Source organism: Amycolatopsis dongchuanensis, assembly GCF_039542405.1.
In the GTDB taxonomy this organism is placed as follows: domain Bacteria; phylum Actinomycetota; class Actinomycetes; order Mycobacteriales; family Pseudonocardiaceae; genus Amycolatopsis_E; species Amycolatopsis_E sacchari.
Genome location: NZ_BAABIB010000018.1, coordinates 74,363 through 100,372, shown reverse-complemented (window position 1 = coordinate 100,372; position 26,010 = coordinate 74,363). Strand labels below are relative to the sequence as shown.

Sequence of the window (26,010 nt, the reverse complement as noted above, 5' to 3'; positions counted from 1 at the left end):
GCCCACGCGGGTAGGGACCGAGGACCCGGGCGGTGCGGACGTCCGGCCCCGGCGGTGGCTAGGGTTTCCGCCGTGATCGAATCCTCCGTCTCGCACGCCTACGACGCCGTCGCACCGCTCTACGCCGAGTTGTTCAGCGACATGCTGGAAACCCTGCCGCTGGAACGGTCGCTGCTGGCCGCGTTCGCCGAACTCGTGCGGGGCCACGGCGGTCCGGTCGCCGACGTCGGCTGCGGGCCCGGGCAGGTGACCGCGCACCTGCACTCTCTCGGGCTGGACACCTTCGGCGTCGACCTGTCGGCCGAAATGGTCGCGCTCGCCCGCCGGGCCCACCCGGACCTGCGGTTCGACGAGGGTTCGATGACCGCGCTGGACCTCGCCGACGGCGCGCTCGGTGGCGTGCTCGCGTTCTTCTCCACCATCCACACCCCGCCCCGCGAGCTGCCCGCCGCGTGCGCGGAGTTCCGGCGGGTGCTGGCGCCGGGTGGGTACCTGCTGCTGGGCTACCTCGCCGGTGACGATTCACTGCCGCGGGAGACCGACCACAAGGTCGCGCCCGCGTACGAATGGCCGCCGGACGCACTGGCGGATCTGCTGCGCGAAGCCGGGTTCACCGAGGTCGGCCGCATGCGGCGTGAGGCGTTGGAAGGGGAGCGTTTCCGGTCCGGGTACCTGCTGATGCGGGCCGCCTGAACACCCTAGCCCGGCAGGCGCCCGCCGCATTCGCGGACCAGGTCGGCCATGATCTCCCGGTCCGCGGGGGAGACGTAGTCGGCGTAGTAGGCGTACAGGGTTTCGCGGGCGAGGCGGGACGCCAGCAGTCCGTCGCGGTCGGAGATCGCCGCGAAGACGGCCCTGTGGTGGCGGATGGACTGCAGCATGAGCGCGGTCTGGTCGTCCGCGTCGAGGATGGTCCGCTGGATGAGCTTGAGGATCGCCTCACGGGTGACGTCGCCGTAGACCTGGACGAGCGGGTTGCCCCCGGCTTCCGCGATGAGCTCGTGGAACTCCAGGTCGGCCTGGCTGAACTCGGCGTAGCCGCGGTGCAGGCAGGCCCGCATCCGCGCCATGGTGCGTTCCAGCGCCAGAAGCTGCTCGTCGGTGCGGCGGGCGGCGGCGAGCAGGTTCGCGGCCGCGTCGGCGATCATGCGGAACTGCACCAGCTCGGCGAGCCCCCACGCGCCACCGGACGTCAGCACCGCCACCGACCGGCGCACCGGCTCCACCGACAGCGGCAGCACCAACGGCCCCCGCGGATCCCGCGGCCGCGACTTCACCAGGTGCATGTTCTCCAGCACCCGCAACGCTTCCCGCACCGACGCGCGCCCGATCCCGAACCGCTCGACGAGCTCACGCTCGCTGGGCAGCCGGTCGCCAGGCTTGAGCTCCCCGGAGGCGATGGCATCCCGCACGTGGTCGACGACCCGTTGGAAGAGGCGTTCGCCAGCCACTCCCCACCCCTCCCGCCGTCGCGATGTTCAGGCCCCCGACGATACCGGCGTGCGCGAACACCTCGACGTCGGCCAGAAGCCGTCCGAGTCGATCACAACGGTGTCGGTGAAGGTGCCGCCGATGTCGGAGGCCACGTGGTAACTGGGCATCCCGGCGTTTCACTCCTTTGTGCGCTGACGGGGATCGCCGAGGTCAGGACGCGTCCTCGGCCGCCGACTTCTTCTTCCGCTCGAGTTCGGTGATGGTGGTTTCGATGTGGGCCCGCGCGAGCCGCTCGGCGGCGGGGCCGTCCCCCGCCTCGATGGCGTCGGCGATCGCGGAGTGCTCGGCGATCGCCCGCCGCGCGCTTTCCGGCCGGACGAGCGCGACCGGCGCGAACACCTGCGCCGTCATCCGCAGGATCGGCAGCTGGCCGAGCACGAACTCGTTGCGGGACAGGTGCAGGACGTGCTCGTGGAAGTCCACATTGGACTCCGTGTAGTCGCGGGGTGCCCACGGGTCCACCGTCGACCGCTGGACCTCGATGGCGCGGCGCAGGTGGCGCGAGGCGGCGCCGCGGTTGTTCTCCGCCGCCAGCCGCGCGGCGAGGCCGTCGACCACCGCGCGCAACCGGTAGGCGTCGAGCAGCGTGTCCAGATCACCGGTGATCACCTGCGCGCCCTGCCCGGCGGTGACCTTGACCAGGCCCTCCTGCTCCAGCAGCCGCAACGCTTCCCGCAGCGGCGTGCGGCTCACGCCCAGCTCGGCGGAGAGGTGTTCCTGCCGCAGCCACGAGCCCGTCGGATAGCGGTGGGTGTAGATCCGCTCCCGGATGATCGAGGCCGTTTCGTCGACGAGCGGGACCCGTGACGGGGCTGCTCCCCGGTCCTCGCGACTGACCACTGCTCGCCTTTCCGACATTGGATACAACGCGGTCAGACTGACTTGCCGAATGCCTGTCGTCAACCCCGTGAACGCGGATTCCCCCGTCATAACTTGACGTTCTCGTTTCGTCTGGGCCATGCTCGGACTCGCTGGCTGGTCGGACCAGCTCTTCGTCCAGAGGAGAATTTCTGATGGGTTCGCAGGCGGGTTTCGCACTGCCCGAGTTCCGCTCCGGACTGCCGGTCGGCCCCGGCTGGGTCACCGGCACCGACTCCGCGCCGGTGGTGTTCCCCTACGACGGCTCGGTCGTCGCCCACGCCCCGGTCGGTTCGGTCGAGCACGCGCACGCCGCGCTCGACGCCGGGGCCGCGGCCGTGAAGCCGGTCGGCAGGCTCACCTCGGCGGTCCGCCGCGCGATCCTGCTCGACGTCGAGGCCGCGCTCCGGTCGCGTTCGGACGAATTCGTCGAGCTGCTCATCGCGGAGACGGGGAAGACCAGGGGCGACTGCGAAGGCGAGTTCTCGCGCACGGTGTTCACGTGGTCGGCGGCGGCCGAGGAGGTCGCCCACATCCACGGCGAGACCGTGCCGCTGGACCTGCAGGCCGCCGGGGCCGGGATGATCGGGTTCTGGACGCGCCGGCCGATCGGGCTGGTCGTCGGGATCGCCGGGTTCAACGGCCCGCTGTTGCTGGCCAGCCACAAGATCGCGCCGTCGATCGCCGCCGGCTGCCCGGTGATCTGCAAACCCGCGCCCGCGACGCCGTTGACGGCGTTGTGGCTGGCGGACCTCGTCCGGCAGGCCGCCGAACGGCACGGGGCACCACCCGAGATCGTGCAGGTGCTCACCGGGGACGCGGAGGTCGGCCACACCCTCGTGACCGATCCGCGCGTGGCGGCGGTGTCGTTCACCGGTTCCGCCGCGGTGGGACACCGGATCGCACGCGACGCCGCACCGCGGAAAGTGTTGCTGGAACTGGGTTCCAACGCGGCACTCGTCGTCGCGGACGACGCCGATCTCGACAAGGCGGCCGACGCGGTGCTGCGCGGCGGTTACTACTTCAACGGCCAGGCCTGCATCGCGGTGCAACGCGTGATCGTGTGCGAGTCGGTGCGTGAGGAATTCGTCGGCAAGCTCACCGCCCGCATCGGCGAGCTGAAGGTCGGCGATCCCCGGGACCCGGAAACCCGTGTCGCGCCACTGATCACCGAAGCCGCGACCCGGCGCACCCTCGACTGGATCGAACAGGCCGAACGCGCCGGGGCGAAGGTCCTGCACGGCGGCCGCGTCGTCGATCGCACCATCGAGCCGACGATCCTGCTCGACGTTCCGGAAACCGCCGACGCGTGGTGCGAGGAGATCTTCGCCCCCGTCGTGGCGATCCGCTCGGTGCCCGACGTCGCGACGGCGCTGGAGCTGGTCAACCGCTCGCGCTACGGCCTGCACGCCAGCGTCTTCACCCGCTCGCTCGCGACCGCGTTCGCCGCCGTCGAGGAACTGGAGGTGGGCGGCGTCGTGGTCAACGAGGTGCCCGGGTTCCGCTCGGACATCATGCCGTACGGGGGCGTGAAGGACTCCGGCATCGGCCGGGAGGGACCGCGCTTCGCGATCGAGGAACTGACCGTCACGCGCATGGCCGTCATCCGGCCGGAATGAGGGACCCCATGACCGGCTACACCACGCTGTTCCGGCTCGACGGCAAGCGCGCGCTGCTCATCGGCGCCGGAGGCATCGGCAGGGAGGCCGCGCTCGCGCTGGCCGCACACGGCGCCCAGGTGATCTGTGCCGACAAGGACCCGGACACCGCGAAGGCCACCGCGGCCGACGCGGGCGGGGACGCGCTGGCACTGGACATCACCGACGTCGACGCCGTGGAGCGGGCGGCCTCGGAACTCGGGGACCTCGACGTGCTCGTGTTGACGGCGGCGACCAACGTGCGCAAGCGGATCCTCGACTACGCGCCCGAGGAGTTCGACCGGGTCGTCGCGTTGAACCTCAAGGCGACCTTCACCGTGTTGCGCGCCTTCGGGCGCCGGATGGTCGAGCGCGGCAGCGGCAGCATCGTGGTCTTCTCGTCCGTGCGCGGTTTCGTCGTCGAACCCGGCCAGTCGGTGTACGCCGCCACGAAGGCCGGTGCCATCCAGCTCGTCAAGACCGCGGCCGCGGAGTTCGGCGAAGCCGGGGTGCGCGTCAACGCGATCGCCCCCGGCGTCGTGGAAACCCCGCTGACGGACCAGATCAAGGCCGATCCGGGCTGGTACCACGCCTACGCCGCGAAGGGCGCGCTCGGCCGCTGGGCGAAACCGTCGGAACTCGCGGGCGCCGTGGTGTTCCTCGCCTCCGACGCGGCCACCTACGTGACCGGCTCGACGCTGATGGTCGACGGCGGCTGGACGGCGGTGGACGGGCGGTTCACCCCGCCCGCCTGAGCCGTCCGGTCATCCCCTCGGCAGGCCGGCACCGGCGTCCTCGACGGTCCGCCGCAGGCGCGTGAGCGTGGCGGCGAACTGGTCGAGCGACCGGGCCGTCAGCGGCTCGTCCAGCCAGGTGCGCAGCTCGTCTTCGAAGGTTCCCGTCGCGGCGTCCAGCAGCTCGCGCCCCTCCGTGGTCAGGCCGAGCAGCGACGAGCGGCGGTTCGCCGGGTTCGGACGGCGGCTCACCCAGCCGCGGGCCTCCAGCCGGTCGACACCCTTGCTCGTCGCGCCCACGGTGATCGCGACCTCGTGGGCGAGGTCCTGCACGCGGCAGTCGTCCCGGCTGCCGATGATCTTCAGGAACTCGAACTGGCCCGTGCTCACCCCGTGCGCGGCCCGCAACCGGTCGTCGACCGCGTTGTAGAGCCGCGTCTCGAACCGGACTAGATCGGCGAACACCTGCGCCAGTTGCGCCATCCCACACCCCTCTCTGCCCGGAAGTACATTCCGAGGAATAACCTTCCGCGATCACCTGTTACGGGACATGATCCCTCACCGGAGACCAGGAGGACACATGAGCCAGGCACAGCGCGCGGCACTCGACGCCGCGATCCGCTCGATCGCGTTCGACACCGGCCTGCCGCCCGCCGAGTTGCGCGAGGACTTCCGCACGATGATGGCCGGCCGCCCGATCCCGCCCGGCGTCACCATCACACCGGCCGGGATCGGCGGCCGCCCGGCGCTGGCGTTCGAGCCGGGGCACGGGACGGCCGAGGGGACGATCCTGTACTTCCACGGCGGTGCCTGGGTTGTCGGCTCCCCGGCCACGGCGCAGGCCCTCACCGCGGGGCTGGTGCACCGCACCGGCCTGCGGGCCGTCTCACCGGACTACCGGCTGGCCCCGGAACACCCGTTCCCGGCCGCGATCGACGACTCCCTCGCCGCGTACCGCGACCTGCTCGGCCAGGGCGCGCCCGCCGAGCGGATCGTCTTCGCCGGTGACTCGGCAGGTGGCGGCCTCGCCGTGACGACGATGCTCGCGGCACGCGACGCCGGACTGCCACTTCCGGCCGGGGCGGTCGCCTTCTCGCCCGCGCTGGACGTGACGCTCAGCGGCGAGAGCATGACGACCAAGGCCGGGGTCGACCCGCTGTTCACGCGGGAGTCGCTGGGCCGGATGCTGGCGCACTACGTGGCCGGGCAGGACCCGCGGCAGCCGCTGCTGAGCCCGGCCGTGTACGCCGACCTCGCGGGGCTGCCCCCGCTGCTGGTGCAGGTGGGCTCGAACGAGGTGCTGCTGGACGACTCGACCCGGCTCGCGACCCGCGCGGCCGCCGCCGGGGTCGACGTGGTCCTCGACGTCACCGCGGACGTGCCGCACGTGTTCCAGTCTTCCGCGGGATCGCTCGACGAGGCGGACGCGGCGCTCGACCGCGCCGCTCGCTTCGTGCTGGACCACGTGTCACAGGGTGTTCTGGCGTAGTTCCACGATCGCCGCGCGCTCCGGCGCGCAGCGGATGTCGGTGGCGAGCACGAACTCGCTGCCCGCGCCACGCGTCCGGCCGCGGCTCTCCGCGATCGCCTCCCGGCCGGCAACCGCCGGGGGGCGGTCGTTCGCGCCGGGGCTTCCGGCTCGCTCAGGACCCCCCTCCCGGTCGCACCAGGGAAACACCCTGGGCACGAGCGCGGGCGACCGCCCGTCCCCGCTCCGAATCCGGGAAGTGGCCGAGGATCGCCCGCAGTTCCCCGGCGGTGACGTTGGCGCCGAACGCTTCCGCGCCCGGTTCGAGGCGCACACCCTCCGCCAGCGGCCCGGCCTCGACCGGGTCGAACCCGAGCGCGTCGACCAGTTCCGCCACGGCGGCCACGTCCGCGGGGCCGTCCCCGGCGACGGAGATCGCCCTGCGGCCGGGCGCTCCCGCGGGGAGGGCACCGTCTTCGAGGTCGTGATAACCCATGTGGTTGAAGGCTTTCACGACGCGGGAGCCCGGCAGGTACGCCTGCACGGTCTCGCTCGACGACGTGCGCGGGTCGTTCAGGTCGTCGCGGATCCCGTCGACCTCCCACCAGTAGTTCATCGCGTCGACGACGAGCTTGCCCGCCAGCGACTCGACGGGGATCTCGCGGTACTTGCCCAGCGGCAGGGCGAGGATCACCACGTCGGCCGCACCGGCGGCCTCGGCCGCGGTGGTCGCGACCGCGCCCGGGGCGAGGATGTCGACGGTCAGCGCGATCTTCTCCGGAGCGCCGGAACCCGCGATGAGGACGCGGTACCCGGCCGCGACCGCGAGCCGCGCGAGCACCGTGCCGACCTTGCCCGCGCCGAGGATGCCGATGGTGTTCATGCCGCCTCCGCAACGGACGCGGCAAGCATGGCGCCGACGATTCGCTCGCAAGCGTCGCTCATGCCGCCTCCGCAACCAGGTCCCGCACCATCGGGATCACCTTGGTGCCGTACAACTCCACCGCCCGCAGCCGCGCGCTCGCGGGCTGCGAACCGCTGCTGTAGATCAGGTCGAACCGGCCGACGCCCAGGTCCGTCACGGCGCCCGCGATCTTGCGGGCGACCGTCTCCGGCGAGCCGATGTAGAGCGAGCCGTGCTCGATCTCGCGGTCGTACTCCTCGCGGCGGATCGGCGGCCAGCCACGCAGACGGCCGATGCGGTCGCGGATCACGCGGTACCGCGGCCAGAACACCTCACGGGCCTCCTCGTCGGTGTCGGCGACGAACCCCGGCGAGTGCATCCCGACCGGGTGCGCGGTCGTGCCGAACTCGGCCGCGGCGCGCCGGTACAGGTCCAGGTACGGGGCGAAGCGCTTCGGCGAGCCGCCGATGATGGCGAGCATGAGCGGCAGGCCGTAGCGCGCGGTGCGGACGACCGACTGCGGCGAGCCGCCCACCCCCACCCACGTCGTCAGGCGCCCGGACTCCGTCTTCGGGTAGACGTCGGCGTCCGCCAGCGCCGGGCGCAGCGTGCCGCTCCACGTGACCGGCTTCTCGTCGAGCAGCCGGGCGAACAGTTCGATCTTCTCCTCGAACAGCCGGTCGTAGTCGGCGAGGTCGTAGCCGAACAGCGGAAACGACTCGGTGAACGAACCCCGGCCGAGGATGACCTCCGCGCGGCCGTTCGACAGCGCGTCCACCGTCGCGAAGCGCTGGAACACGCGGACCGGGTCGTCCGAACTCAGCACGGTGACGCCCGAGGACAGGTGGATGCGCGACGTGCGGGTCGCGATGCCCGCGAGCACGGTCTCCGGCGTGGAGATCGAGTACTCCGGGCGGTGGTGCTCGCCGAGCGCGATCACGTCCACGCCGATCTCGTCGGCGAGCACGGCCTCGGCGACGACCTGCCGGATCGCCTCGGGGTGCGACAGCAGGCGGCCCGAGTCGTCCTCGGGCACGTCGCCGAAGGTGTCCAGCCCGAACACCAGATCGGACATCGGGAACCCCTCCAAGTAATTGACGCGTCAATCTCTTCTTCCCCGTGATACGCCGGTATGATTGACGTGTCAACTAGGAGGTGTGATGAGTCCAGCACGACGGCACCGGGTGCTGCCCACCACCGAGGAACTGCGGGTGTGGCGCGGGTTCATCGAGACCGCGGAGGCGTTGCGCGCCGAGCTCGGCTCGCGGCTGCAGAGCGAGTGCGGCCTGTCCTCCGCCGACTACCCGGTCCTGCTCGCGCTGAGCGAGGCCGACGGGCGGCGGCTGCGGTCGTCCCAGCTCGCCGCCGAAGTGGGGTGGGAACGCAGCAGGCTGTCACACCACCTCGCCAGGATGGAGCGGCGCGGCCTGATCCGGCGCGAGGACTGCCCGACCGACAGCCGGGGTGCCGAGGTCGTCCTCACCTCCGAGGGCGCGGCCGCCTTCCGCGGCGCGACGGTCCCGCACCTGGGCGCGGTCCGCGAGCTGTTCGTCGACGCGCTGACCCCGGCCCAGCTCGCCGCGGCGGACGAGATCATGAGCGCGCTGGCGGACCGCCTCGCCGCGGTGCGGGGTCGCTAGAGCCTGTCGTCGAACCACGCGAACCCGCACGCCGCGCCGCCTGCCCATGTGGTCGGTCGCTCGCGGGCTCGTCGACGCCGAAGCCGGGCAGTGGCCGAAGGCGTGGCGAGCGGCGAATCGCGCGCGTGTCCACCCCGATGACCGGGTCCGGTCTGGGCTTCAGCCGCTCGTTCGTCGCGTCATACCGTGGCGACCCCGCTCACCGGTGACCCGACGGCGCCAGGGAGGCGCAGCGGCGGCGCGGTGAGCAGGAAACGGGAGCGGCCGTGCTCCCGGAGCCAGGCGTTGAGGTCGTGGAAGTACCACATCTCGCCGAGCGGGATGCCCTGCCGGAACAGGCAGTGGTCGTGCAGCGGCAGGACGTTGCGCGCACCCGGCGCCGGTTCGAGGCTGAACCGCTCCACGGCGAGGTTGTCGGCCACGATCGCGGAAACCCCGCTGTCGGTGATCCACTGCAGGAGCCGGTCGTCGGTGGCGTCGAGGTAGGCGCAACTGCCGTCGAGGACCTCGTGGGTCAGGTCGTCGCCGAGGTCGAGCATGATCTTCGTCAGGCCCGTGTGCAGGCACAGGACGTCCCCCGGCTCGATCACGATGTCCTGGGCGGCGAGGATTTCCGTCAACATCCCGTACCCGACACCGACGCGGTCGTGTCCCACGGCGGCCGCCAGGTCGACCATCACGCCTCGCCCCTGCACGCAGCTCTGGGCGAAGTTCTCGACGCCCAGCGCGCGGGCCCGCGGCTCGACCGACCCGTCCGGCTCGCCGATCACGTCGACCCCGGCGCGGTAGCCGTTGTAGTAGCAGACGACGGGCTGCCCGGTGCCGTCCAGGTCGAACAGGGCACCGGCGTGCGAGAACGAGTCCCACTGCGTCGAGTACTGCAGGTAGATCGTGGCGAAGTCGTCGCTGACGACGTCGTCGACGCCGGGCAGGAAGTGGTTGTTGTGCCCGAGCGGGGTGCTCGCGAGCTCCGGGGGCCTGCGCGGGCCGTGCGCGTACTCGCCCTTCGGGAAGTCGAGCGGCAGGCTCAGCGGGAACGCGATCCCCTCGCGCACCTCCGCCACCGCCGCGCGACGGCGTTCGGCCGTGATCAGGTTCAGCCTGCCGAGCTGGTCGTCTTCGCCGAACTCGCCCCAGTTCGAGCCTTCAGGGCGTTTCGCCCAGCGTGTCATGCGTGGTCCTCTCGTGGATCTCGGTGTCACCACGGAGTCTGCTCACGCCGGTATCGCTTGTATAGAAGGCACCGGTCAGATATATAGGTACCTGATGGATACCAAGTCGCTGCCGGTGTTCAGCGCCGACTGCCCCTCCCGGACGATCGTCGACGTGCTCGCCAACAAGTGGGTGCTCTACGTGCTGGGGCTGCTCCGGGCAGCGGACCGGCCGCTGCGGTTCGGCGAGCTGAAACGGTCGGTCGAGGGCGTGACCCAGAAGTCGCTGACGAAGACGCTGCGCACGCTCGAACGGGACGGTTTCGTCGATCGCCGCGTCCACGCCACCGTGCCGCCCCGCGTCGAGTACCGCCTGACCGACCTCGGCCGCGACGCCGGGCAACTGCTCACGACCCTGAACGAGTGGGCGAAGCACAACGCGCCGAAGGTCGTCTCGTCACGAGAGACCTTCGACGCCGGTCAGCCCCGGGAAGCGCCCGCCTGGACCCACCGAGGCTGACCGCGGATCAGTCGTGTGCCGCCGGCAGCCGGTTGGGCAGCCTCGCCGCGAGGACGACGGTCACCACCGCGAGCGCGGCCGAGACGGCGAAGGCCAGCTTCATCCCACCGAGCTGGGCCGGTCCCGCGGCCACGCCCTCGGCGGCCAGGTGCCCGGCGCGCGACGACATCACCGTCACCGCGAGCGCGGTGCCGAGTGCCGACGCGACCTGCTGCAGCGTGCCCAGCAACGAGCTGCCGTGCGAGTACAGGTGCTGGGGCAGCGCGCCCATTCCCAGGGTGAACGCGGGGGTGAACGTCGCGGCGAGGCTCACCATCAGCAGCGTGTGCAACGCCAGCACCTGCCAGTACGGCATCGTCGGCGAGACCTGGGTGAACCCGGCGAGCGCGACCAGGCTGCCGATCGTTCCCGGCAGCACCAGCACCCTGCTGCCGAACCGGTCGAACACCTTGCCCACCGTCGGGCCCAGCAGCCCCATCGCGAGCCCGCCGGGCATCACCAGCAGGCCGGTTTCCAGGGGGCTGAGCCCCCGCAGGTGCTGCAGGTACAGCGGCAGCAGGATCATCGCCCCGAGCAGCACCAGGAAGCAGGCGGCCAGCAGCGCCAGCGTCAGCCGGTAGGTGCGGTGCCCGAGCGTGCGCAGGTCCATCAACGGCGTGCCGGTGCGCTGGAGCCGGCGTTGCCGGAGCACGAACACCGCGATCGCCGCGAGCCCGGCGGCCACGACCACCACGCCGCGTCCGGTGCCGCCGCTCCCGCCGAACAGGCTCAGCCCGTACACCACGCCGCCGAAACCGAGCGCCGCCACGGCCACGCTGGGCCAGTCGATCGTGCTCACCACCGGTTCCCCGATGTCGTCCAGCTTGCGCAGCCCCAGCGCGGTCACCGCGGCGGCGACGGGCAGCACGACCACGAACAACAGCCGCCACGAACCCGCCTGCAGGACCACCCCGGCGACCGCGGGCCCGAGCGCGGGCGCCACGGACATCGCGAGCGTCACCGTGCCCATCACGCGCCCGCGGTCCGACGGCGGCACCACGGTCAGCAACGTGGTCATCAGCAGCGGCATCATCACCGCCGTGCCCGCGGCCTGCACGACCCGCCCCACCAGGAGCACCTCGAACGACGGCGCGACGGCCGCCAGCGCGGTGCCCGCGAGGAACACGCCCATCGCGCTGGCGTAGGCGCGGCGCGTGGTGAACCGCTGCAGGAACCAGCCGGTGACCGGGATCGCGGCCGCCATCGCGAGCATGAACGCCGTGGACACCCACTGCGCCGAGGCCTCCGAGACGCCGAGGTCGTCCATCAGCCGCGGGATGGCGTTCATCATGATCGTCTCGTTGAGGATCACGACGAACGTGGAGAGCACGAGCAGCCGCACCACGGCGGGAGCACGACCCGCCCGCGTGGCGGGCCGTTGCGGGAGCACGACTGACATGACAGCACCTCATCGGTTCGGCGGGCTGGCCATCGGGCCGGGACACCAGTACCGACCGGCGCCGCGCGCGAAACTCATCGGCGGGCGGTGCTGAACTGCCGTTGGTAGGCCGCCGGGCTGATCGACAGCCGCCTGGCGAACACCCGCCGCATGCTCTCGTAGCTGGGAAAACCCGCGAGGGACGCGGCCTGGGTCGCGTTGTGCCCCTGGTCCAGCAGCGCCCTGGCGATGTCGAAGCGGATGTTCTCCACGTACCGGGCCGGGGTGGTGTCCAGTTCGTCGTGGAAGAGCCGCGTGAGGTGCCTGGTGCTCATGTTGAGGCGCTTCGCGAGCTCGCCGAGCGAGTGGTTCCCCCGCGGGTCCGCTGTCACCAGGTCCGTGATCTTCCGCAGTGCGGGGGACCGGGGCGGCGGGCCCTGCAGCGGGGCCGAGAACTGCGACTGGCCACCCGAACGCTGCATGTACACCACCAGCGCGCGGGCGACCTGGCGCGTCAGGTCCGGTCCGTTGTCCTCCTCGACGAGCGCGAGAGCCAGGTCGATACCGGCCGTCACCCCGGCGGAGGTGTAGATGCCGCCGTCGCGGACGTAGATCGCGTCGGGTTCGACGTGGCACGTCGGGCAGCGGGCGGCGAGTTCGTGCGCGGCCTGCCAGTGCGTCGTCGCGCGGCGGCCGTCGAGGAGACCGGCGGCGGCGAGGACGAACGCGCCGGTGCAGATCGACACGACGCGGCGCGCGCCGGCCGCCGGCACCCGCGCGGCCTCCGCCAGGGCGCGCGGCACCCGCGTGCGCGGGAACCGCGGGGAACCCGGCACCAGGTACGTGTCCGGCGAGGGCTCGGACGACACGGGACCGTCGACCGCGACCTTAAACCCGAGGTTCGACGTGACGTCCTCCCCCGTCGGCGACACCAGCACGATCCGGTAGTCGGCGCCGAACCGGTTCGCCTCCTTGAACACTTCCGCCGGACCGGCGACGTCCAGCAGGGTCACCTCGTCGTAGACGAGGACGGCAACAGACGAAGACACACCCCTTGGTAGCACAGCGTCCTGATTTGAGGGGTTCCTGGCCGGACGAAGGCGGCGCCCGGGACGCGGTCCGCGTCAGCATGGGGTCATGCCGGAAGTCATCGCAGGGGTGGAAATCCCCGAAACCACAGCGACCGCCGAGGCGACCCGCCTCGTCCAGGAAATGACCAGCCCGCTCCTCTACCACCATTCCCGCCGGGTCTACCTCTTCGGCCGGATCCACGCCCAGCGGCTGGGGGTGGACCCGGATCCCGAACTGCTCTACCTGGCCGCCCTGTTCCACGACACCGGACTCGCGAACCCGTTTTCCGACGCCGTGCAGCGGTTCGAGCTCGACGGGGCCGACCACGGGCGGAAGTTCCTGCTCGCACACGGTTTCTCCCCCGCCGCCGCGGAAACGGTGTGGACCGCGATCGCGCTGCACACCACGCCGGAGGTGCCGGAACGGATGGCACCGGAGATCGCCGCGACGTACCTCGGCGTGCTGACCGACGTCGTCGGGTTCGGCGTCGACGGGTTGGCCGAGGAGCAGGTCGCCGATATCCTCGCCGAACACCCCCGGGGCGATTTCAAGAACGAATTCCTCAGCACCTACCTCGACGGGTTGAAGAACCGCCCGGAAACGACCAACGGCACCGTGAACTCAGACGTGCTGGAACATTTCATCCCCGGTTTCCACCGGACGACCATGGTCGACCGGGTCCTCGGCTCGGCCTGGCCGAGCTGACGGCGGAAACCTCACCAGGAAAGGAATCGACGTGAAAGCCATCGTCGCACGAGACCGTGCCGGCGGGCTCACCCTGGCCGACCTGCCCTCGCCGCACGCCGCCGAGAACGACGTCATCGTGAAGGTGCACGCCGCCGGGTTCACCCCCGGCGAACTGGACTGGCCCGCCACCTGGACCGACCGCGCCGGGCACGACCGCACCCCCACCGTGCCGGGGCACGAGCTGGCCGGGGTCGTCGTCGAGCTGGGTTACGGCACCACCGGCCTCACCGTCGGGCAACGGGTGTTCGGCCTGGCCGACTGGGCCCGTGACGGCTCGCTGGCCGAGTACACCGCCGTCGAGGCCCGCAACCTCGCCCCGCTGGCCGCCGACATCGACTTCACCGTGGCCGCGGCGCTGCCGATCTCCGGGCTGACCGCGTGGCAGGGGCTGTTCGTCCACGGCGGGCTGGCGACCGGGCAGACCGTCATGATCCACGGCGCCGCGGGTGCGGTGGGGTCGCTCGCCGTCCAGCTCGCGGTCGAGGCTGGGGCGAGGGTGATCGGCACCGGCCGTGCCGCCGCGCGGGACACCGTGCTCGGCCTCGGCGCCCAGGCCTTCCTCGACCTGGAGAACGATCCGCTGTCGAGCGCCGGTGAGGTGGACGTCGTCTTCGACGTGATCGGCGGGCGAGTGCTCGAACAGTCGACCGCGCTGGTGCGTCCCGGCGGCACGGTCGTCACCATCCCCGCGCCGCCGACCGTGCAGCCCAAGGACGGGCGCGCGGTGTTCTTCGTGGTGGAGCCGGACCGGGGTCAGCTGACCGAACTGGCCAGGCGGCTGCGGGACGGGCGGCTGAAGCCCCTGGTCGGCGAGGTCCGCCCGCTGAGCGAAGCACCGGATGCGATGGCCCACCGCGGCCGCACTTCGGGGAGGACGATCATCCAAGTCGCTTAGGGGTTGTGTGGCGGTGGGCCGTCGACGGGCGCGCCTCGCGCGGTTGAGCCGGATCAAGTCCCGCCCCGTCGGTCACCGCGGAGGTTCTGCCGCGGTGTCTCCGGCTCTGGGCTCGCGTGCACGTGATCGCGAGGCCGCGGCGGCGCCGGCTGATGGCGCCGTGCAGCCAGAGCGCGGGCGGGGTCAGCGAGCTGAGCAGGTTGATCCACGTGCGGGGGCGGCTGAGGGGCTGGCTTGAGCGGAAGGACGGCTCGGTCGCTCGGCCCGCGCTGGGCGGCCAAGCTCTTACCGGCCTCCGCGGGCGGATCCGGCAGCCGGGTGGAACTGGCAAGCTCGGCTGCCGTAGACGAGTCCACCCGCTCACCCGAACCGCCCGCCCCACCGCCAGCGCCGAACCCCCGCGCCCGCCCGAACCACCAGCCCACCACCACCGAACCCCCGCGCCCGCCCGAACCACCCGGCCCCACCCGAACCACCCGAACCACCCGGCCCCACCGCTACTGCCGAACCCCGCGCCCGCCCGAACCGCCCGACTCCGGCCAGCTCACCGCCTCCCCGCCGACCTCCGCCCCTCGCCGCTCGTACCCCGCCGTCCAGGCGCCCGCTGCCTTCCACAACCCGCCTCCGCTATGCTGGTCAACATAGAGTTGTCCGCACGATACACACGAGGTGGTTCTGTGAGGGAGTGGAACGGCTCGGTCGCCTTCATCACCGGCGGCGGCCAGGGCATCGGTCTCGGCATTGCCCGCGCGCTGGCCCAACGCGGCGTCCGGCTGGCGCTCGCGGACATCGACGAAGCTGCCCTGACCCGGAGCAAGGAGGAACTCTCCGCCGTGACCGACGTCGAGGTCTTCCGGCTCGACGTCCGGGACCGCGAAGGCTTCGCGACCGTCGCCGACGAGGCGGAAACCAGGCTCGGTCCCGTCGACCTCCTGTTCAACAACGCCGGGATCGCCCCCGTTTCGGCACTCCCCGACCTGACCTACGAGAAGTGGGACCTGGTGCTCGACATCAACCTCGTCGGCGTGGTCAACGGGCTGCAGACCTTCCTGCCCCGCATGATCGAGCGCGGGAAGGGCGGCCACATCGTGAACACGGCGTCCGGCGCGGGCCTCGTCGGGCACGCCAACGTCCTCTACACCACCAGCAAGTACGCGGTGGTCGGGCTTTCCGAGGCGCTGCAGCAGTCGGCGGGCAAGTACGGCATCGACGTGAGCGTGCTCTGCCCCGCGTACGTCGCCACCGGGATCCTGGACCACACCGACGAACTGCTGGGCGAGGAGAAAGTCCACAAAGGTCAGACGCGCAAGCGGTCGGAGGGAAACCTCCAGTCGGGCGTCAGCATCGACTCCGCGGGCGAGAGCGTCATCGCGGGCATGGAGGCCAAGGCCCTGTGGATCCACACCGACGGCTCGATGAGGCCCTACGTGCGGATGCGGATGGAAGCCCTGCTCGACTCCATCCCCGCCTGAAACCTTTGTGGGCAACGGAATCACCCGTTGCCCACAACGAGCTAGCCCTTCGACAGCTGCCGCATGGCCTCGATACCGCTCGGGTCCACGGGGAAACCGTCGAAGACCGCGCGGGCGTTGGCGTGCCCGGCCTGGTGCAGGGCGAACGCGGTGTGCAGCGCGTTGAGCTGCCCCTGCGCCTCCAGCCCCTGGTTCACCGACATCTTCGCCAGCTTCAGCCCGAACGCGGGCCGCCGGGCGATCTCCGACGCCATCTCCAGCGTGAACTTCTCCAGGTCCGCACGCGCGACGACGTGGTTGATCATGCCGAGGCGCTCGCACTCGCGCGCGGTCAGGGAGTTGCCGCGGAAGAGCATCTCCTTCGCCTTGCGCGCCCCGAGTTCCCACAGGTGCGTGTGGTACTCGTGCCCGTTGACCGCCAGCGCGACCGTCGGGTCGGCGAACGTCGCGTCCTCGCCGGCGACGATGAGATCACACGGCCACACCAGCATCAGCCCGCCGGCGATCACCTTGCCCTGGACCTGCGCGATGGTCGGCTTCGGCACGTTGCGCCACCGCCAGCACATCCCGAGGTAGAACTCCTCCTCGTTCGCCATCGGCCCCGCCTGCCCGGGCTGGGCGTAGCCGCCGGTCATGACCCTGGGCTCGAAGTCGGCGCCGGTGGCGGTGCTCGCCAGGTCGTGGCCCGAGGAGAAGTGCGGGCCGTCGGCCGCCAGCACGATCACGCGGATGTCGTCGTCCAGCGTCGCGCGCTGGAACGCGTGGTCGATCTCGTGGAGCATCCGGTAGTCCTGCGCGTTGCGCTTGTCCGCGCGCGCCAGGGTGATCCGGGCGACCCGCTCGACGGGGACGTCGTAGCGGATGCGCTCGAAAGTGGGGTCAGGCACGGGTTTTCATCCTTTCGATGGCGGCGTCGCGCACCTTGCCGCGGCGCACCTTGCCGGAGTCGTCACGCAGCGGCTGGTCGGTGAACTCGACCGACCGCGGGATCTTGTAGCGGACCAGCCGGCCGGCGAGGAAGTCGAGGACCTCCCGCACCGTCGTGCCGGGTTCGGCCTGCACGATGGCGTGGGCCCGCTGGCCGAGGTCGTCGTCGGGCAGGCCGACCACGACGGACGACAGCACCGCCGGGTGCTGGTCGATCGCGTTCTCCACCTCGGCGGGGTAGATGTTGGCGCCACCGCTGACGATCATGTCCACCCGGCGGTCGCTGATGTAGAGGTAGCCGTCCTCGTCCTGCCAGCCCAGGTCCCCGAGTGTCTGCCAGCCGTCGATCGTCCTCGCCTCGGCGCCGACATAGGAGTAGCTGGGCCCCATGCCGTCGGCGCCCTTCATGTAGATCTCGCCGACCTCACCGGGAGGCAGTTCCTCGCCGTCGGGGTCGAGGACCTTCATGTCCCCGATCCACGGCCGCCCCACCGAACCCCGGTGCGCCAGCCACTCCTCGCCGGTGATCAGCGTGATCGAGATGGACTCGGTGCCGCCGTAGATCTCCAGCACCTTCTCCGGGCCGAGCAGTTCGAGCCACTGCTCCTTGAGCCACTCGGGACATTTGGCCGCCAGGTGCAGCAGGACGCGGATCGACGACAGGTCGTACCGGCCGCCGGCCTCGATGAGCCGGTACATGCGGTGCATCATCGTGGGCACGAGCATCAGCCACGTGACACCGTGTTCGCCGATGAGCCGCAGGACGTCCTCGGCGTCGAACTTCTTCGCCACCACCAGCCGCTGCCCCAGCAGCAGTCCGCCGACGGACATCCCCAGGGCCGAGTTGTGGTACAGCGGCGCCACGACGGCCTGCACGTCCTCGGGCGTGTAGCGGTAGAGCAGCCGGTTGATCGCGGGCGAACCCTCCGCGCCCGAACCGGCCCGGATGATCTTGGGACGACCGGTGCTGCCGCCGGACGTCGGCGCCTTCCACGCCGGGGAAACCACCTCCGGCAACGGTTCGTCGCTCACCGAGGCGTCCGGTTCGAACCCGGCCGGCAGCGCGGGATAGCCGGGGTGCTCACCCTCCACAACCCCGACGAGGAGCGCCGCCTTCGCCAGGTCGATGATCGCCTGGCGCTCCACGACGGGCAGGCGGTACGACAGCGGGAGCGGCACCGCGCCGATCTTCAGCGCGGCGAAGAAGGCGAGGTAGAACTCGATCCCGTTCGGCAGCGCGATCGCGACGTAGTCCCCGAACCCGGCACCCCGCCCGGCGTAGGCCCTGGCGAGCCGGTTCGACCGCCGCTCGAACTCCCGCCGCGTGATGGAGTCGCCCTCGCAGACGATGGACACGAAATCCGGGTCCTCCTCGGCGAGGCGGGCCATCGTCCGCACGAACGGTTCCGCCGGGCTCGCGGCCAGCAGCCGCCGCAGTTCCGCGACGTCCATGGCGCACCTACTTTCGGTCGTCGTTGACAGTTGAGCCAACTCTATGCCATTCAGCACAGAATGTCAGTCGCCGTCCACGAGCGTGGCGAGTGACTGGAGCGCGGCGTCGAGGTCGACGTCGGGGTCGATGAGGGACTGCAGGTGGATGCCCATGACGGCGCCGTTGAGGGCGACGGCGGTGGCGCGTTCGCGGTTGTCGGCGCCGCCGCGGGTTCCCGCGGGCCGCTGGGCACACAGCCACCGGACGACCCGCCGGCGGCGCGCGTCGAAGAACTCCTGGTACTGGCCGCGCACCGGGCCGGTGCTGCGCATGGCCTCGGTCAGCACCATGAAGATCAACGCGGAGTTCCCGCTGCGGGCCCAGCTCTCGTAGTCCAGCAGGAGGGTGGCCAGCGACGGCAGGGCCCGCCGGTACCGCTCGGGGGGCAGGAAGCGGTCCATCGCCCGTACCAGCACGGCCATCAGCAGCCCGTCCTTGTTCCGGAAGTGCCACGGGATGCTGCCCCGGCTGATGCCCGACCGTTCCGCGATGTCCACGAACGACGTCCGCTCGAAACCCCGCTCGGCGAACAGCTCCTCCGCCGCGTCGAGGATCCGGCGGCGGCTCTCCTCGCCGATCTCGTCGATCCGGCGCCGTCCGTGCTCGGCCACGCCGGAACCGTCGCTCACGCCGCCTCCAGCACCGTGCCCGTGCCGATGCCGCCGGCACAGCACATCACCGAAAGCCCCAGTCCCGCCCGGGTTTTCAGGCCGTGGGCGAGGTCCGCGAGCTGGCGCACGCCGGACGCGCCGAAGGGGTGGCCCATGCTGATGGCGCCACCGTGGCGGTTCAGCCGGTCCTCCTCGGCGCGGTAGGTGTGCTGCCAGGCGCAGACCACCGGCGCGAACGCCTCGTGGACCTCGACGAGCGTGAAGTCGCCGGTGGCGAGGCCCTCGGCGTCGAGCAGCCGCCGGGTGGCCACGATCGGGCCTTCCAGCATGAGGTCGGGATCCGTGCCCACGCTGACAACCCGCCGGATCCACGCGAGCGGCGTGAGACCGTTCTCGGCAATGGCGCGTTCGGACGCGAGCAGCACCGCGGCGGAGCCGTCGGACAACTGGCTGGCCGAGCCCGCGGTGATGATGCCGTCGGCGTCGAACGCGGGCTTGAGGCCCGCCAGCTTCTCCGCCGTGCTGTCGCCGCGGATGCCCTCGTCCCGCGCCAGCAACGGCCCGTCGGCACCGTCCACAGTGACCACGTGATCGTCGAAGATCCCGTTCTCCCACGCCGCGTGTGCCCGCAGATGGCTGCGCAGGCCGAACGCGTCCGACTCCGCGCGGCTGATGCCGTACGCCCGCGCGAACGCCTCCCCCGCCACGGCCTGGTGCGGCATGCCGTAGCGGGACCGCAGCGAGGGCGGGTACGGGTCCCCGCCTGCACGGCTCAGGTCGGGCGGCACGCGCCCGAGCGACTCCACTCCGGCGGCCACGACGAGGTCGGCCTGTCCCGCCATGACGAGCGAGGCCGCGAGGTTGACCGCCTGCTGCGACGAACCGCACTGCGTGTCTACTGTGGACGCGGGAGTCGTGATCGGCAGCCCCGCGGCGAGCCAGGCGTTGCGGCCGACGTTCGCCGACTGGTCCCCCACCTGGTATACGCAGCCGACGAGCGCCTGGTCGACGGCGGCGGGATCCGGCAGACCGCGCACCGCGCCCTTGAGGGACGCGGCGAGCAGGTCGACCGGGTGCACGCCGGCGTACGCCCTTCCCGCCCGGCCGATGGGAGTCCGGACGGCGCTGACGATCGCGACCCGTTGTGTCATCCGGCTTTCCCCTCGGCCGCCTCGTAGCTCGCCAGGAACTTTTCGGCGTGTTCCATGGCCGCGACGAGTTCGCCGGTGCGGCGCCGCAGTAGGTCACCGATCTCGTTGCGCGTGGCGATGTACGGCGCGTCCGTCTCGACCGCGTCGAGCACCAGCTCCCCCACCGCGTCGGGCGAGGCGCCCTGTTCCTTGAGCACCCGGTGGGCGTCGTCGAGGATCCGCGTGATCCGGGGCGAGTGGGTGGGCGCGGCGGCGGGCCGCAGACCCCGCGTGTTCTCGACGATGTCGGTCGCGACCGGGCCGGGGAACAGCACCGACACCCCGATGTCGAAGTGCGTGAGCTCCCGCCGGAACGACTCGCTCAGGCCGACCACGGCGAACTTGCCGGCGTGGTACAGGAAGCCCGACCGCGCTTCGAGCAGCCCCGCCTCGGACGAGGTGTTCACGATGTGGCAGCGCAGCGGCGAGGCGATCATGCCGGGCAGGAACGCCTCGATCCCGTGGTAGACACCGTCGAGGTTGATCCCCATGACGTGGTCCCACATCCGGGCGGACAGCCTGCTCGGGCTCACGGAGTCGATGATCCCGGCGTTGTTGAACAGCAACGACACTTCACCGAGTTCACTGTGGACGGTGGACGCCACCTCGGCGTACTGCTCCCGGTCGGCGACGTCGAGCTGGTAGCACCTCAGCTGTTCTGCTGGCACGCCGAGCAGTTCGCGGGCCCGCTCCAGTGCCCCGGCGTCGACGTCGGCGACGGCGACTCGCGCACCACGGCGCAGCAGTGCCCGCACGATGCCGAGCCCGATCCCGCGTGCGCCACCGGTCACGAACGCGACGCGCCCGGAGAAGTCCGTGATGCTCATTCGAAACCCCCACCCGCGACCAGGACCTGGCCGGAGACGTAGTCGGCTTCGGGGTAGGTCAGCATGACCACGGAACCCGCCGCCTCTTCCGGTGTTCCCGCACGCCCGAGCGGGATGATCCGCTCCAGCGCGGCCAGCGCGGCGGGCTGCACACCGACGGTGATCTCGCGCCCGTCGACCTCGATCGGCGCGCTCCCGGCGGGTGCCAGGAGCCGGGTCTCGACGAAGCCGAACGCGACGCAGTTGACGTTGACCCGGTAGCGGCCCCACTCCTTGGCGAGTGTCTTGGTGAGACCGACGATGCCCGCCTTCGCGGCCGAGTAGTTGGCCTGGCCGGCGTTGCCGCGCAGGCCCGCCACCGACGAGATGTTGACCACCTTGCGGTGCACGACCTCGCCCTGCGCGGCCTCCCGCTTCGCCGCGGCGCTGAGCACCGGCTGCGCGGCGCGCAGGATGTCGAACGGCGCCTTGAGGTGGACGCCGAGGATCGCGCCCCACTGCTCGTCGGTCATCTTCTGGATCACCGAGTCCCACGTGTACCCGGCGTTGTTCACGATGATGTCGACGCCGCCGAAACTGGTCACCGCGGCGCCGACGAACCGGTCCGCGAAACCCGCCGCCGTCACACTTCCCGGCACCGTGACCGCCCGGCCGCCCGCGGCCTCGATCGCTTCGGCGACTTCCAGTGCCGGCTTGTCGTCGAGGTCGTTGACGACCACCGAAGCGCCTTCCGCGGCCAGTTTCAGCGCGATCGCGCGGCCGATCCCCCGGCCGGCCCCCGTGACGAGCGCGGATTTCCCTTCGAGCTTTCCCACCTCAGGCGTCGACCTTCCGGTACAGGGTCACGACGGCCGCGCCGCCGAGCCCGAGGTTGTGCTGCAGCGCCACGTGCACGCCGTCGACCTGACGGCCTTCGGCCGCACCCCGCAGCTGCCACACCAGTTCCGCGCACTGCGCGAGCCCGGTCGCGCCGATCGGGTGCCCCTTCGCGATCAGCCCGCCGGAGGGGTTGACGACCACCTGCCCGCCGTAGGTGCCCTGCCCGTCCACCACGAACTTCTCGGCCGTGCCCTCGGGTGTGAAGCCGATCGACTCGTAGATCAGGAATTCGTGGGTGGTGAAGCAGTCGTGCACCTCGGCGACCCGCACGTCCTCGGGGCCGATGCCGCTCTTCTCGTACACCTGCTTCGCCGCGGTGGCCGTCATGTCGAAACCGACGAGCCGCTTCATGTCCCCCTCGAAGGTGCTGGGGGTGTCGGTGACCAGTGCCTGCGCCGCGATCTCCACGTCGGCGCGCAGGCCGTGTTTCTTCGCGTACTCCTTCGACACCACGACCGCGGCGGCGGCACCGGACGACGGCGGGCAGCACTGGAACTTGGTCAGCGGCCCGTAGATCGTGCGTGAGCCGAGGACCTCCTCGACCGTGAGCGGGTCGCGGAAGACGGCGTACGGGTTGTTCGCGGCGTGGCGGCGGTTCTTCACCGTGATGTTCGCGAAGACCTTCGGGTCGATGCCGTGCTCCTCGACGTACTGGTTGCCCGCGGCACCGAAGAACAACGCGGCGCCGGGCAGCGGCCCCTCCGGCATGCCGTACTTGCCGAGCACGACCTTGACGAAGTCCTCCAGCGGGTGCGGCCGCTCGGGCCACCGGCCCTCGACGTTCGGCTCCATCTGCTCGAAGCCCAGCGCGAGCGCGACGTCCACCGCGCCGCTCTCGACGGCCTGCCGGGCGAGGAACAACGCCGAAGACCCCGACGAGCAGTTGTTGTTGACGTTGACGATGGGCATGCCGGTCCTGCCCACCTGGTAGAGCGCCTTCTGCCCGGCCGTCGAGTCACCGTAGATGTAGCCGACGTAGGCCTGCTGCACGTCGGTGAGGTCGATCCCCGCGTCGGCCAGCGCCCGCCGGGTGGCCTTGGCACCCATGACGTCGTAGCTCTCGCTGCGCCCCGCTTTCGTGAACGGGATCATCCCGACCCCGGCGACCACCACGTTCTCGGACATGGCTGCTCCTCTGCTCGCGCTCCCGGGTCCGTTCCCGGCAGCCCGTTGGCAGTATGCGCCAGACTCAGCCATTCAATCAAGTCTGTGTTGATCGGTATAGAGAAGTCCGAGGTGCCTGCTCGTGCGGCGAACGGATGCGGGCGAACTGGTGTCCGGTATCGCGCCGCGCGGCTGGGGTGCCGGGCGGCGCACGTGCCAAGATGACGGTTCCTCCCGCGCCGAGATCGGAGTCCGGTCCTTGTTCCCCCGTCCCGTCTGGGCTGTTCTCGTCCTCACGCTGTGCGGCGCGTGCGCACCGGCCGCGCCGCCCGCCGCCGTGATCCCGCCGCCGGTCAAGGCGGCCTTCGACTACCAGCTGGGCGGCGCCTACCCGCCGCCCGCCGGGGTCGGGATCGTCAGCCGGGACCACAGCGCGCCCGCCGTCCCCGGGCTCTACAACATCTGCTACGTCAACGCCTTCCAGGCCCAGCCGGGGACGGAGGAGGAGTGGGACGAGCTGGTCCTGCGTGACGCGAACGGCGAACCCATCATCGACGAGGACTGGGACGAAGCCCTGCTCGACCTGCGGACCCCGGCGAAGCGCGAGCGCGTCGCCGCGAAGGTCGGCGCGTGGGTGGACGACTGCGCGGCGCGGGGCTACCAGGCGGTCGAGCCCGACAACTACGACAGCTACACCCGCTCGCACGACCTCCTCACCGCCGACGACGCCCAGGCCTTCATCCGGCTGTTGTCCGCGCACGCGCACGAAAAGGGGCTGGCCGTCGGGCAGAAGAACACCTCCGAGCTGGCCGGGCGTCGCGAGGCGAACGGGCTGGATTTCGCCGTCGCCGAGGAATGCGGCGAGCAGGACGCCTGCGACGAGTACACGAGCGCGTTCGGCGACCACGTGCTCGTCGTCGAATACACGGGCGCCGGACTGAAGAACGCGTGCGACCGCTGGGGCGGCTCGCTCAGCATCGTCCGGCGCGACCGCGATGTCGTCCCGGCGGGCTCGCCAGGGTACGTCCGCGAAACCTGCTGAACCGTCAGCCGACCCAGCGGCCGACCCGGAACCGGCTGCCGTCGCGCTTCACCTCGACCGCGCCCGCGCCCGCGAAATGCGCGGGGACCACGATTTCCCGCTCGTCCGCGGCCTGTTCGAGCACATGGCGCCGCGTGGCCGCCGCCTGCTCGCGGTCCTCGCAGAAGCAGCTGTTCCAGGCGGGTTCCATGATCTGCACGGGGCTGTGCAGGATGTCGCCGACGAACACGGCCCGGTCGCCGCCGGACCGCACGCGCAGCACGGACGAACCCGGCGTGTGCCCTGGCGCCGGTTCGAGGGTGAGGTTCGCGTCCACCCGGTAGCCGCCCTCCCACAGCGTGGCCCGGCCGAGCACGGGCGCGACGCTGTCGGCGTAGACGAGGAGACTTCCCTTGCGCCGCAACCGGTCGAAGTCGTCGCGGGGCGCCGGGCGGCGGTGGGCGTTCTCAGGCGCGAAGTAGCGCTGGTCGACGGCCGGGATGACGTAGGTGGCGTTCGGGAAGGCCGGTTCCCAGCTGTGGCCGCCGCCCACGGTGTTCCAGCCGACGTGGTCGTAGTGGATGTGGGTGTTGATCACGACGTCCACGTCCTCGGGCCGGACCCCGGCCGCGGCGAGCCGGGCGGGGAAATCGGTGTCGAGGTGGTCGAACAGCGGGATCTGCGGCCGGTCGCGGCCGTTGCCGACACCGGTGTCCACGAGCACCGTCCTGCCCTCGCTGCGCAGCACCCACGTCTGCACGCAGCCGTGGTAGTTGTCCGTCTCCGGGTGCCAGTGGTCGGGGGCGAGCCAGCTTTCGTTGTCCCGCCAGATCTCCGGCGTGCTGTCGGGCACGATGAACCGTGCGGGCGCGATCTCGCCGGTCCACTCGGGCACCTTCGTCACCTCGACGGCACCGATGGTGAAATCACTCATGACGCCAAGCTAGCCACGCCGGACGGGCCGATAAATGATCGATCAGCCCGATTGCATACGTGATCGGCTCAGCGCACGGGAAGTACAGTTCGCGGTGTGGACCTGCTCAGCGACATCATCGCGGTCATGCGGACCGGCCGCCCCTCGGCCAGCTGGGCGCGCGTCGCCTCCCCCTGGTCGTACCGGTTCGCGCCCTACGACGGCGCCGGTTTCCACGTCGTCGTGCGGGGCTCGGGCTGGCTGCTGATGGACGACGGCGATCCCGTGCAGCTGGGCCCCGGGGACGTCGTGCTGCTGCCCGCCGGTCACGGGCACGTGCTGGCCGAATCGCGGAACGCGGGCGACCCGGTGCCGTTCGAGCACGCCGTGCCGGACGAGACGGGGAACGTGGAGCTGCTGTGCGGGAAGTACCGGCTGGACCGGCGGCGCACCCATCCCCTGCTGGCCACGCTGCCGAACGTGCTGCACCTGCCCGCCCACGCCGGCGACCACGGCCGCCTGCGCGCGGCGCTCGGCCTGCTCGCCGCCGAGACGACGAACCCGCGCCCCGGCCGGGACGCCGCGCTCGCCGGCCTGCTGGACCTCCTGCTCGTGTACCTGGTCCGCGCCTGGTTCGACGACCACGAGGACCTCGGCTGGCCCCGCGCGCTCCGGGACCGCGCCATCACCGCCGTGCTCGAAGCGATGCACGCCGCGCCGGACAAGCCGTGGCGGATCGAGGACCTCGCCGCGGCGGCCGGGCTGTCCCGCACCACTCTCACCCGGCGGTTCACGGACCTGGTCGGGCAGGCGCCGATGACGTACCTGACGCACTGGCGGATGACGCTCGCGGCCCGGCTGCTGCGCGACACCGACCTGGGGCTGGAGCCCGTCGCCCGGCGCGTCGGCTACGCCTCGCCGTTCGCGTTCTCGCACGCCTTCAAGCGGGAGTTCGGTGTGGCGCCGGGGCAGTACCGCTCACTCGATGCTTGAGCGGCGGCCCTGGGTGGAGTCTTCCCGGCGCGGCCGGGGCATGCA

At 71.4% G+C, this 26,010-nt stretch carries 27 protein-coding genes; 11 read left to right on the top strand and 16 right to left on the bottom strand.

The features are described from left to right. Positions 1-72 precede the first annotated feature (72 nt). Positions 73-693 carry a class I SAM-dependent DNA methyltransferase gene (locus tag ABFX51_RS04000; protein ID WP_346052234.1) on the top strand — a complete coding sequence of 207 codons (621 nt, stop codon included), beginning with the start codon at positions 73-75 and terminating at the stop codon, positions 691-693. 5 nt (positions 694-698) lie between these two features. Here ABFX51_RS04000 and ABFX51_RS03995 read toward each other — a convergent pair whose 3' ends face one another. Together ABFX51_RS03995 and ABFX51_RS03990 are read right to left on the bottom strand one after the other, a co-directional pair. Then, a complete protein-coding gene (locus ABFX51_RS03995) occupies positions 699-1,451 on the bottom strand; it encodes a FadR/GntR family transcriptional regulator (protein WP_346052232.1) in 753 nt (250 codons plus the stop codon). A 193-nt stretch (positions 1,452-1,644) separates the two neighbouring features. Continuing rightward, positions 1,645-2,334, bottom strand: coding sequence for a GntR family transcriptional regulator (locus tag ABFX51_RS03990; protein WP_346052230.1), 690 nt, complete (start codon positions 2,332-2,334; stop codon positions 1,645-1,647). Positions 2,335-2,507: 173 nt separating this feature from the next. On the opposite strand from ABFX51_RS03990, the gene ABFX51_RS03985 reads away from it, so the two are divergent. Further along, positions 2,508-3,971, top strand: a complete 1,464-nt coding sequence (locus ABFX51_RS03985; RefSeq protein ID WP_346052228.1) for an aldehyde dehydrogenase family protein — start codon at positions 2,508-2,510, stop codon at positions 3,969-3,971. Then, the gene (locus tag ABFX51_RS03980; RefSeq protein WP_346052226.1) at positions 3,968-4,744 is read left to right on the top strand and encodes an SDR family NAD(P)-dependent oxidoreductase; all 777 of its coding nucleotides are present in this window, start codon (positions 3,968-3,970) and stop codon (positions 4,742-4,744) included. The genes ABFX51_RS03985 and ABFX51_RS03980 overlap by 4 nt, the downstream gene beginning before the upstream one ends. 9 nt (positions 4,745-4,753) lie before the next feature. Here the strand turns inward: ABFX51_RS03980 and ABFX51_RS03975 are convergent, their stop codons facing one another. Then, positions 4,754-5,206, bottom strand: coding sequence for a MarR family winged helix-turn-helix transcriptional regulator (locus ABFX51_RS03975; protein ID WP_346052224.1), 453 nt, complete (start codon positions 5,204-5,206; stop codon positions 4,754-4,756). A 97-nt stretch (positions 5,207-5,303) separates the two neighbouring features. Between ABFX51_RS03975 and ABFX51_RS03970 the strand changes: the two genes are divergently transcribed. Then, a complete protein-coding gene (locus tag ABFX51_RS03970; RefSeq protein ID WP_346052222.1) occupies positions 5,304-6,212 on the top strand; it encodes an alpha/beta hydrolase in 909 nt (302 codons plus the stop codon). A 154-nt stretch (positions 6,213-6,366) separates the two neighbouring features. On the opposite strand, the gene ABFX51_RS03965 is transcribed toward ABFX51_RS03970, so the two are convergent. Further along, complete coding sequence (locus ABFX51_RS03965; RefSeq protein ID WP_346052220.1) at positions 6,367-7,074, bottom strand: NADPH-dependent F420 reductase; 708 nt, start codon at positions 7,072-7,074, stop codon at positions 6,367-6,369. Between the two features lie 58 nt (positions 7,075-7,132). Next, on the bottom strand, positions 7,133-8,170 hold the full coding sequence (locus tag ABFX51_RS03960) for an LLM class flavin-dependent oxidoreductase (protein WP_346052218.1): 1,038 nt from the start codon (positions 8,168-8,170) through the stop codon (positions 7,133-7,135). Between the two features lie 85 nt (positions 8,171-8,255). On the opposite strand from ABFX51_RS03960, the gene ABFX51_RS03955 reads away from it, so the two are divergent. Next, positions 8,256-8,735, top strand: a complete 480-nt coding sequence (locus tag ABFX51_RS03955; RefSeq protein WP_346052216.1) for a MarR family winged helix-turn-helix transcriptional regulator — start codon at positions 8,256-8,258, stop codon at positions 8,733-8,735. 179 nt (positions 8,736-8,914) lie between these two features. Here ABFX51_RS03955 and ABFX51_RS03950 read toward each other — a convergent pair whose 3' ends face one another. Next, the gene (locus ABFX51_RS03950) at positions 8,915-9,907 is read right to left on the bottom strand and encodes a cyclase family protein (protein WP_346052214.1); all 993 of its coding nucleotides are present in this window, start codon (positions 9,905-9,907) and stop codon (positions 8,915-8,917) included. Positions 9,908-10,001: 94 nt separating this feature from the next. Here ABFX51_RS03950 and ABFX51_RS03945 point away from each other — a divergent pair, with 94 nt between their 5' ends. Next, a complete protein-coding gene (locus ABFX51_RS03945) occupies positions 10,002-10,406 on the top strand; it encodes a winged helix-turn-helix transcriptional regulator (protein WP_346052210.1) in 405 nt (134 codons plus the stop codon). Between the two features lie 7 nt (positions 10,407-10,413). On the opposite strand, the gene ABFX51_RS03940 is transcribed toward ABFX51_RS03945, so the two are convergent. Both ABFX51_RS03940 and ABFX51_RS03935 read right to left on the bottom strand, forming a co-directional pair. After that, positions 10,414-11,844 carry an MDR family MFS transporter gene (locus ABFX51_RS03940; RefSeq protein ID WP_346052208.1) on the bottom strand — a complete coding sequence of 477 codons (1,431 nt, stop codon included), beginning with the start codon at positions 11,842-11,844 and terminating at the stop codon, positions 10,414-10,416. A 74-nt stretch (positions 11,845-11,918) separates the two neighbouring features. Next, positions 11,919-12,872, bottom strand: coding sequence for a GlxA family transcriptional regulator (locus tag ABFX51_RS03935; RefSeq protein ID WP_346052206.1), 954 nt, complete (start codon positions 12,870-12,872; stop codon positions 11,919-11,921). Between the two features lie 88 nt (positions 12,873-12,960). Here ABFX51_RS03935 and ABFX51_RS03930 point away from each other — a divergent pair, with 88 nt between their 5' ends. From ABFX51_RS03930 to ABFX51_RS03920, 3 genes are all read left to right on the top strand, one after another. Continuing rightward, the gene (locus tag ABFX51_RS03930) at positions 12,961-13,599 is read left to right on the top strand and encodes an HD domain-containing protein (protein WP_346052204.1); all 639 of its coding nucleotides are present in this window, start codon (positions 12,961-12,963) and stop codon (positions 13,597-13,599) included. Between the two features lie 31 nt (positions 13,600-13,630). Beyond that, positions 13,631-14,536: an NADP-dependent oxidoreductase gene (locus ABFX51_RS03925; RefSeq protein ID WP_346052202.1), complete on the top strand. Its 906-nt coding sequence runs from the start codon at positions 13,631-13,633 to the stop codon at positions 14,534-14,536. A gap of 677 nt (positions 14,537-15,213) precedes the next feature. Beyond that, entirely contained in the window at positions 15,214-16,008 is a 795-nt protein-coding gene (locus ABFX51_RS03920; protein ID WP_346052200.1) for an SDR family oxidoreductase, read from the top strand. A 41-nt stretch (positions 16,009-16,049) separates the two neighbouring features. Here ABFX51_RS03920 and ABFX51_RS03915 read toward each other — a convergent pair whose 3' ends face one another. The 7 genes from ABFX51_RS03915 to ABFX51_RS03885 all read right to left on the bottom strand — a co-directional run bounded on the left by ABFX51_RS03915 (position 16,050) and on the right by ABFX51_RS03885 (position 23,059). Beyond that, positions 16,050-16,895 (bottom strand): enoyl-CoA hydratase, encoded by an 846-nt coding sequence (locus ABFX51_RS03915; RefSeq protein WP_346052198.1) that lies wholly within the window; start codon positions 16,893-16,895, stop codon positions 16,050-16,052. Further along, a complete protein-coding gene (locus ABFX51_RS03910) occupies positions 16,888-18,387 on the bottom strand; it encodes an AMP-binding protein (protein ID WP_346052196.1) in 1,500 nt (499 codons plus the stop codon). Before ABFX51_RS03910 ends, ABFX51_RS03915 begins: the two co-directional genes overlap by 8 nt. Positions 18,388-18,450: 63 nt before the next feature. Beyond that, positions 18,451-19,056, bottom strand: a complete 606-nt coding sequence (locus ABFX51_RS03905) for a TetR/AcrR family transcriptional regulator (RefSeq protein ID WP_346052194.1) — start codon at positions 19,054-19,056, stop codon at positions 18,451-18,453. After that, on the bottom strand, positions 19,053-20,189 hold the full coding sequence (locus ABFX51_RS03900) for a thiolase family protein (RefSeq protein ID WP_346052192.1): 1,137 nt from the start codon (positions 20,187-20,189) through the stop codon (positions 19,053-19,055). The genes ABFX51_RS03905 and ABFX51_RS03900 overlap by 4 nt, the downstream gene beginning before the upstream one ends. After that, a complete protein-coding gene (locus ABFX51_RS03895; RefSeq protein WP_346052190.1) occupies positions 20,186-21,055 on the bottom strand; it encodes an SDR family oxidoreductase in 870 nt (289 codons plus the stop codon). The genes ABFX51_RS03900 and ABFX51_RS03895 overlap by 4 nt, the downstream gene beginning before the upstream one ends. Further along, on the bottom strand, positions 21,052-21,870 hold the full coding sequence (locus ABFX51_RS03890; protein WP_346052188.1) for an SDR family NAD(P)-dependent oxidoreductase: 819 nt from the start codon (positions 21,868-21,870) through the stop codon (positions 21,052-21,054). The genes ABFX51_RS03895 and ABFX51_RS03890 overlap by 4 nt, the downstream gene beginning before the upstream one ends. 1 nt (position 21,871) lies before the next feature. Beyond that, positions 21,872-23,059: a lipid-transfer protein gene (locus ABFX51_RS03885; RefSeq protein ID WP_346052186.1), complete on the bottom strand. Its 1,188-nt coding sequence runs from the start codon at positions 23,057-23,059 to the stop codon at positions 21,872-21,874. A gap of 121 nt (positions 23,060-23,180) precedes the next feature. Here ABFX51_RS03885 and ABFX51_RS03880 point away from each other — a divergent pair, with 121 nt between their 5' ends. After that, entirely contained in the window at positions 23,181-24,080 is a 900-nt protein-coding gene (locus ABFX51_RS03880) for an endo alpha-1,4 polygalactosaminidase (RefSeq protein WP_346052184.1), read from the top strand. Positions 24,081-24,084: 4 nt separating this feature from the next. On the opposite strand, the gene ABFX51_RS03875 is transcribed toward ABFX51_RS03880, so the two are convergent. Beyond that, the gene (locus ABFX51_RS03875) at positions 24,085-24,993 is read right to left on the bottom strand and encodes an MBL fold metallo-hydrolase (RefSeq protein WP_346052182.1); all 909 of its coding nucleotides are present in this window, start codon (positions 24,991-24,993) and stop codon (positions 24,085-24,087) included. A gap of 96 nt (positions 24,994-25,089) precedes the next feature. Here ABFX51_RS03875 and ABFX51_RS03870 point away from each other — a divergent pair, with 96 nt between their 5' ends. Then, positions 25,090-25,965 (top strand): AraC family transcriptional regulator, encoded by an 876-nt coding sequence (locus ABFX51_RS03870; protein ID WP_346052180.1) that lies wholly within the window; start codon positions 25,090-25,092, stop codon positions 25,963-25,965. Positions 25,966-26,010: the final 45 nt, after the last annotated feature.

Excerpts from the sequence above, each read along its gene's own strand:
- ABFX51_RS03985 (WP_346052228.1), top strand. The coding sequence starts at position 2,508 with ATGGGTTCGCAGGCGGGTTTCGCACTGCCCGAGTTCCGCTCCGGACTG.
- ABFX51_RS03980 (WP_346052226.1), top strand. The coding sequence starts at position 3,968 with ATGAGGGACCCCATGACCGGCTACACCACGCTGTTCCGGCTCGACGGC.
- ABFX51_RS03975 (WP_346052224.1), bottom strand. The coding sequence starts at position 5,206 with ATGGCGCAACTGGCGCAGGTGTTCGCCGATCTAGTCCGGTTCGAGACG.
- ABFX51_RS03970 (WP_346052222.1), top strand. The coding sequence starts at position 5,304 with ATGAGCCAGGCACAGCGCGCGGCACTCGACGCCGCGATCCGCTCGATC.
- ABFX51_RS03965 (WP_346052220.1), bottom strand. The coding sequence starts at position 7,074 with ATGAACACCATCGGCATCCTCGGCGCGGGCAAGGTCGGCACGGTGCTC.
- ABFX51_RS03960 (WP_346052218.1), bottom strand. The coding sequence starts at position 8,170 with ATGTCCGATCTGGTGTTCGGGCTGGACACCTTCGGCGACGTGCCCGAG.
- ABFX51_RS03955 (WP_346052216.1), top strand. The coding sequence starts at position 8,256 with ATGAGTCCAGCACGACGGCACCGGGTGCTGCCCACCACCGAGGAACTG.
- ABFX51_RS03950 (WP_346052214.1), bottom strand. The coding sequence starts at position 9,907 with ATGACACGCTGGGCGAAACGCCCTGAAGGCTCGAACTGGGGCGAGTTC.
- ABFX51_RS03945 (WP_346052210.1), top strand. The coding sequence starts at position 10,002 with ATGGATACCAAGTCGCTGCCGGTGTTCAGCGCCGACTGCCCCTCCCGG.
- ABFX51_RS03940 (WP_346052208.1), bottom strand. The coding sequence starts at position 11,844 with ATGTCAGTCGTGCTCCCGCAACGGCCCGCCACGCGGGCGGGTCGTGCT.
- ABFX51_RS03930 (WP_346052204.1), top strand. The coding sequence starts at position 12,961 with ATGCCGGAAGTCATCGCAGGGGTGGAAATCCCCGAAACCACAGCGACC.
- ABFX51_RS03910 (WP_346052196.1), bottom strand. The coding sequence starts at position 18,387 with ATGGACGTCGCGGAACTGCGGCGGCTGCTGGCCGCGAGCCCGGCGGAA.
- ABFX51_RS03900 (WP_346052192.1), bottom strand. The coding sequence starts at position 20,189 with ATGACACAACGGGTCGCGATCGTCAGCGCCGTCCGGACTCCCATCGGC.
- ABFX51_RS03895 (WP_346052190.1), bottom strand. The coding sequence starts at position 21,055 with ATGAGCATCACGGACTTCTCCGGGCGCGTCGCGTTCGTGACCGGTGGC.
- ABFX51_RS03885 (WP_346052186.1), bottom strand. The coding sequence starts at position 23,059 with ATGTCCGAGAACGTGGTGGTCGCCGGGGTCGGGATGATCCCGTTCACG.
- ABFX51_RS03875 (WP_346052182.1), bottom strand. The coding sequence starts at position 24,993 with ATGAGTGATTTCACCATCGGTGCCGTCGAGGTGACGAAGGTGCCCGAG.